Source organism: Streptomyces sp. NPDC006208 (genome assembly GCF_040613775.1).
Lineage (GTDB): Bacteria > Actinomycetota > Actinomycetes > Streptomycetales > Streptomycetaceae > Streptomyces.
On the sequence record NZ_JBEXSW010000074.1, the window covers coordinates 22,745 to 28,848 of the forward strand.

Genomic DNA, 6,104 nt, shown 5'->3' on the forward strand with positions numbered 1-6,104 from the left:
CCCGCCCATTCGCCCGAACGGGCGACGCCCCGCCCCCCGCGGTCACGGGGAACGGGGCGTTGCTTTCGTACGGATGTGCTGGTCAGGCGCCCATGATGTGCACGCCGCCGTCGACGTGGACGATCTCGCCGGTCGTCTTCGGGAAGAAGTCCGACAGCAGGGCGACGACACCGCGGCCGGCCGGCTCCGGGTCGGACATGTCCCACTGCAGCGGGGAGCGCTCGTCCCACACCCGCGCGAGCTCGGAGAAGCCCGGGATGGACTTGGCGGCCATCGAGCCGATCGGGCCGGCCGAGATCAGGTTGCAGCGGACGTTCTGCTTGCCGAGGTCACGGGCCAGGTAGCGGCTGGTGGCCTCCAGCGCTGCCTTCGCCGGACCCATCCAGTCGTACTGCGGCCAGGCGAACTGCGCGTCGAAGGTCAGACCGACCACCGAGCCGCCCTCCTGCATCAGCGGCAGGCAGGCCGTCGTCAGCGACTTCAGCGAGAACGCCGAGACGTGCATGGCCGTGGACACCGACTCGAAGGGGGTGTTCAGGAAATTGCCGCCGAGCGCGTCCTGCGGGGCGAAGCCGATCGAGTGGACGACGCCGTCGAGCCCGCCGAGCTCCTCGCGCACCACGTCCTCGACGCGGGCCAGGTGCTCGTTGTTGGTGACGTCCAGCTCGATGACCTTGGCAGGCTTGGGAAGCTTCCTGGCGATGCGCTCGGTAAGGGTGGGCCGCGGGAAGGCGGTCAGGATGACCTCAGCGCCCTGCTCCTGGGCCACCTTGGCGGTGTGGAAGGCGATGGACGACTCCATCAGCACACCGGTGATCAGGACGCGCTTGCCCTCGAGGATTCCGCTCATGGTGATCAGTGACCCATGCCCAATCCGCCGTCAACGGGGATGACGGCTCCAGTGATGTACGAGGCGTCGTCGGAGGCGAGGAAGCGCACGGTGGCGGCGATCTCCTCCGGCTGCGCGTAACGGCCGAGCGGCACCTGGGAGACGATGCCCTCGCGCTGCTCGTCGGTGAGCGCCTTGGTCATGTCGGTGTCGACGAAGCCGGGCGCGACGACGTTGAAGGTGATGTTCCGCGATCCGAGTTCGCGGGCGAGGGAGCGGGCGAAGCCGACCAGGCCGGCCTTGGAGGCAGCGTAGTTGGCCTGTCCCGCGGAGCCGAGCAGACCGACCACGGAGGAGATGAGCACGACGCGGCCCTTCTTGGCGCGCAGCATGCCGCGGTTGGCGCGCTTGACGACCCGGAAGGTGCCGGTCAGGTTGGTGTCGAGGACGGAGGTGAAATCGTCCTCGGACATACGCATCAGGAGCTGGTCCTTGGTGACGCCGGCGTTGGCCACCAGCACCTCCACGTTCCCGTGCTTCTCCTCGATCTCCTTGTATGCCTGCTCCACCTGCTCGGCGTCGGTGATGTCGCAGCGAACGGCGAGAACGCCCGCTTCGGTGAGCCCGGCCGGCGGCTCGCCGGAGCGGTAGGTGATCGCGACCTTGTCGCCGCCTGCGGCGAATGCGTGGGCGATGGCGAGGCCGATGCCCCGGTTTCCTCCGGTGACGAGAACCGAGCGGCTCAACGGATCACCCTTTCGTCAGTGGTCAGGTATGCCGAAAACCTATCGGTCCGGTCCGCCTCACGAGGAATCGGGCCCTGACAGCGCCTTTGGCCAGACCCTGTGGGGTCCCTACAGAAAGCCGCCCGCGGAGGTGGCCGCAGCAAGTCGCGCAGGGAAGTCGCTGGGCAATGGGACCTCAGGGGCGACATGATCAGGGCGACCCGTCTCGACGACAGGAGACATCCGTGCCTCATTCCATCGACGAAGCGTTCACGGCACTGCCGTTGCGCGCGCTCGCCGACGCGGCGCTCGCCCGGGCGCGTGCGCTCGGCGCCGAGCATGCCGACTTCCGCCTCGAGCGTGTACGCAGCGCCGCCTGGCGGCTGCGCGACGCCAAGCCCTCCGGCTCCTCGGACACCACGGACCTCGGGTACGCGGTGCGTGTGGTGCACGGCGGTGCCTGGGGTTTCGCCTCCGGGGTCGATCTGACCATGGACGCGGCCGCCCGGGTCGCGAGCCAGGCGGTGGCGATGGCCAAGCTCTCCGCGCAGGTGATCGCGGCGGCGGGCTCGGACGAGAGGGTGGAGCTCGCGGACGAACCGGTGCACGAGGAGCGGACGTGGATCTCCTCGTACGAGATCGACCCGTTCACGGTCGCCGACGCGGAGAAGACGGCGCTGCTCGCGGACTGGAGCAACCGGCTGCTGCGTGCGGACGGGGTGGCGCATGTGGACGCCTCGCTGCTCACGGTCCACGAGAACAAGTTCTACGCGGATACGGCGGGTACCGTCACCACCCAGCAGCGGGTGCGGCTGCATCCCCAGCTCACCGCGGTCGCCGTCGACGAGACGACGGGCGAGTTCGACTCGATGCGCACCATCGCACCGCCGGTGGGCCGCGGCTGGGAGTACCTGACCGGTACCGGCTGGGACTGGGACACGGAGCTGGAGCAGATCCCGGCGCTGCTCGCGGAGAAGATGCGTGCGCCGAGCGTGCAGGCCGGACGCTACGACCTGGTGATCGACCCGTCGAACCTGTGGCTCACCATCCATGAGTCGATCGGTCACGCCACCGAGCTCGACCGGGCGCTGGGCTACGAGGCGGCGTACGCGGGCACCTCGTTCGCCACCTTCGACCAGCTCGGGAAGCTGGCGTACGGCTCGTCGGTGATGAACGTGAGCGGCGACCGCACCGCCGAGCACGGGCTCGCCACGATCGGGTACGACGACGAGGGCGTCGAGGCGCAGAGCTGGGACCTTGTGAAGGACGGCACGCTGGTCGGCTATCAGCTGGACCGGCGGATCGCGAAGCTGACGGGGCTCGGCCGCTCCAACGGCTGCGCCTTCGCGGACTCCCCCGCCCATGTGCCGGTGCAGCGGATGGCGAACGTGTCGCTGCAGCCGGATCCGGGCGGGCTGTCGACCGAGGACCTGATCGGCGGGGTCGAGCGCGGGATCTACGTGGTCGGCGACCGGTCGTGGTCGATCGACATGCAGCGCTACAACTTCCAGTTCACCGGTCAGCGTTTCTTCCGGATCGAGAACGGCCGGCTGGCCGGGCAGCTGCGGGATGTCGCGTACCAGGCGACCACCACGGACTTCTGGGGCTCGATGGAGAAGGTCGGCGGCCCGCAGACATACGTCCTGGGCGGAGCCTTCAACTGCGGCAAGGCCCAGCCGGGCCAGGTCGCCGCGGTCTCCCACGGCTGCCCCTCCGCCCTCTTCCGGGGCGTCAACATCTTGAACACCACGCAGGAGGCCGGACGTTGATGTCGACGAGCCGTATCACCCCGCCGCACGAGATCGTCGAGCGGGCCCTGGAGCTGTCCACCGCCGACGGGTGCGTCGTCATCGCCGATGAGCACTCTTCCGCCAACCTGCGCTGGGCCGGCAATGCGCTGACCACCAACGGCGTCACCCGCGGGCGCACGCTCACCGTGATCGCCACCGTCGACGGGGCCGAGGGCACGGCCTCCGGTGTCGTGTCCCGCTCTGCGGTGACCGCCGAGGATCTCGAACCGCTGGTGCGCGCCGCGGAGGCCGCCGCCCGCGCTGCCGGGCCCGCCGAGGACGCACAGCCGCTGGTGGAGGGCGTTGCGGCGTCCCCCGACTTCACGGACGCGCCCGCCGAGACCTCGTCCGCCGTGTTCACCGACTTCGCGCCGGCGCTCGGCGAGTCCTTCGCGCGCGCCCGGCTCGGCGGGCGTGAGCTGTACGGCTTCGCCAACCACGAGCTGACCTCGACGTATCTCGGTACGTCGACGGGGCTTCGGCTGCGGCACGACCAGCCCAACGGCACCCTCGAGCTGAACGCCAAGTCCCCGGACCGCACCCGCTCGGCCTGGGCGGGCCGCTCGACGCGTGACTTCAAGGACGTCGACCCGGCGCTGCTGGACGAGGAGCTGGCACAGCGCCTCGGCTGGGCCGAGCGCCGCGTCGAGCTGCCGGCCGGCCGGTACGAGACGCTGCTGCCGCCGACCGCCGTGGCCGATCTGCTGATCTACCAGCTGTGGTCGTCGACGGCCCGGGACGCCGCCGAGGGCCGTACGGTCTTCTCCAAGCCCGGCGGCGGCACCCGCGTGGGCGAGACGCTGTCCTCGCTGCCGCTGACCCTGCGCAGCAATCCGCACGAGCCGGGTCTGGAGTCCGCCCCGTTCGTGATCGCCCACGCCTCCGGCGACGACGCCTCGGTCTTCGACAACGGGCTGCCGGTGGCGGCGACCGACTGGGTGCGCGACGGAAAGCTCGAGCACCTGGTGACCACCCGGCACACGGCAGCCCTCACCGGGCTTCCGATCGCGCCCGGCGCCGGGAATCTGGTGCTGGAGGGCGGCGGCGAGCGTTCCCTGGACGAGATGGTCGCCGCGACGTCCCGAGGGCTGCTGCTGACCTGTCTCTGGTACATCCGTGAGGTCGACCCGGCGACCTTGCTGCTGACCGGGCTGACCAGGGACGGCGTGTATCTGGTGGAGAACGGCGAGGTCGTCGGGGAGGTCAACAACTTCCGCTTCAACGAGTCACCGGTCGACCTGCTCTCCCGGGCCGCCGAGGCCGGACGCAGCGAGAAGACGCTGCCGCGGGAATGGGGCGACTGGTTCACGCGGGCCGCGATGCCCGCGCTGCGCATCCCCGATTTCAATATGAGCTCGGTCAGCCAGGGCGTATAACCTCGGGGGAGTCTGCGCAACGGCAGACCTCTGGCAGATCACCGAAGGAGACGCGAGACCCGTGACGGACATCGTCGACGAGCTGAAGTGGCGTGGGCTGTTCGCCCAGTCCACTGACGAGGACGCATTGCGCAAGGCTCTCGCGGACGGTCCCGTCACGTTCTATTGCGGCTTCGACCCGACCGCGCCCAGCCTGCATGTCGGGCATCTGGTGCAGGTGCTCACCGTCCGCCGGCTCCAGCAGGCCGGGCACCGGCCGCTGGCGCTGGTGGGCGGGGCGACGGGGCAGATCGGTGACCCGCGCCCGACCGCGGAGCGCACGCTGAACGATCCGGAGACGATCGCGCACTGGGTGGCGCGGCTGCGTTCCCAGATCGAGCCGTTCCTGTCCTTCGAGGGCGAGAACGCCGCGGTCATGGTCAACAACCTGGACTGGACCGCGGGCATGTCGGCGATCGAGTTCCTGCGGGACATCGGCAAGCACTTCCGGGTCAACAAGATGCTGACCAAGGACTCCGTGGCCCGCCGGCTGGAGTCCGAGCAGGGCATCAGCTACACCGAGTTCAGCTACCAGCTGCTGCAGGGCATGGACTTCCTGGAGCTGTACCGCCGGTACGACTGTGTGCTGCAGCAGGGCGGCAGCGACCAGTGGGGCAACCTGACCGCGGGTCTGGACCTGATCCACCGTCTGGAGCCGCACGCGGTCGTGCATGCTCTGGCGACCCCGCTGATGACCAAGGCCGACGGCACCAAGTTCGGCAAGACCGAGGGCGGCGCCGTCTGGCTGGACCCGGAGATGACCACGCCGTACGCGTTCTACCAGTTCTGGCTGAACGTGGACGACCGGGACATCTCGACGTACATGCGCATCCTCAGCTTCAAGAGCCGTGAGGAGCTCGAGGAGCTGGAGAAGATCACGTCCGAGCGGCCGCAGGCGCGTGCCGCGCAGCGGGCGCTGGCCGAGGAGCTGACGGCGCTGGTGCACGGCGCCGACCAGTGTGCCGCGGTCATGAACGCGTCGAAGGCACTGTTCGGGCAGGGTGAGCTGGGCGACCTGGACGAGCCGACGCTGCGGGCGGCGCTCTCCGAGCTGCCGCGCGCGGAGGTCACCGAGCTGCTGCCGGTCGTCGATCTGTTCGCCGAGACCGGCCTCGCGCCGAGCAAGTCGGCGGCCCGTCGCACGGTGAAGGAGGGCGGCGCATACGTGAACAACGCGAAGGTGACCGCCGAGGACGCCGTGGTGGAGCGCAGTGAGCTGCTGCACGGGCGGTGGCTGGTGCTGCGCCGGGGCAAGAAGAACCTGGCGGCGGTCGAGGTCACGAACGGCTGATCGCTGCCGAGGGACATGGCGCGGCGGCGGCCGGGTGGGTGCGGTACCCGCCCG

Annotated in this window: 5 protein-coding genes; 3 read left to right on the forward strand and 2 right to left on the reverse strand. The window is 69.9% G+C overall.

Annotated elements, in window-relative coordinates; genetic code table 11:
* Positions 1-82 precede the first annotated feature (82 nt).
* Together fabI and fabG are read right to left on the reverse strand one after the other, a co-directional pair.
* The gene (fabI, locus tag ABZ208_RS36730; RefSeq protein ID WP_328402199.1) at positions 83-850 is read right to left on the reverse strand and encodes an enoyl-ACP reductase FabI; all 768 of its coding nucleotides are present in this window, start codon (positions 848-850) and stop codon (positions 83-85) included.
* A gap of 5 nt (positions 851-855) precedes the next feature.
* The gene (gene fabG, locus ABZ208_RS36735) at positions 856-1,575 is read right to left on the reverse strand and encodes a 3-oxoacyl-[acyl-carrier-protein] reductase (RefSeq protein ID WP_328402198.1); all 720 of its coding nucleotides are present in this window, start codon (positions 1,573-1,575) and stop codon (positions 856-858) included.
* Positions 1,576-1,799: 224 nt separating this feature from the next.
* Between fabG and ABZ208_RS36740 the strand changes: the two genes are divergently transcribed.
* The 3 genes from ABZ208_RS36740 to tyrS all read left to right on the forward strand — a co-directional run bounded on the left by ABZ208_RS36740 (position 1,800) and on the right by tyrS (position 6,050).
* Positions 1,800-3,323 (forward strand): TldD/PmbA family protein, encoded by a 1,524-nt coding sequence (locus ABZ208_RS36740; RefSeq protein WP_356913797.1) that lies wholly within the window; start codon positions 1,800-1,802, stop codon positions 3,321-3,323.
* A complete protein-coding gene (locus ABZ208_RS36745) occupies positions 3,323-4,720 on the forward strand; it encodes a metallopeptidase TldD-related protein (protein WP_356913798.1) in 1,398 nt (465 codons plus the stop codon). Before ABZ208_RS36740 ends, ABZ208_RS36745 begins: the two co-directional genes overlap by 1 nt.
* Before the next feature lie 61 nt (positions 4,721-4,781).
* Positions 4,782-6,050 carry a tyrosine--tRNA ligase gene (gene tyrS / locus ABZ208_RS36750; protein ID WP_356913799.1) on the forward strand — a complete coding sequence of 423 codons (1,269 nt, stop codon included), beginning with the start codon at positions 4,782-4,784 and terminating at the stop codon, positions 6,048-6,050.
* Positions 6,051-6,104: the final 54 nt, after the last annotated feature.

Excerpts from the sequence above, each read along its gene's own strand:
- fabI (WP_328402199.1), bottom strand. The coding sequence starts at position 850 with ATGAGCGGAATCCTCGAGGGCAAGCGCGTCCTGATCACCGGTGTGCTG.
- ABZ208_RS36745 (WP_356913798.1), top strand. The coding sequence starts at position 3,323 with ATGTCGACGAGCCGTATCACCCCGCCGCACGAGATCGTCGAGCGGGCC.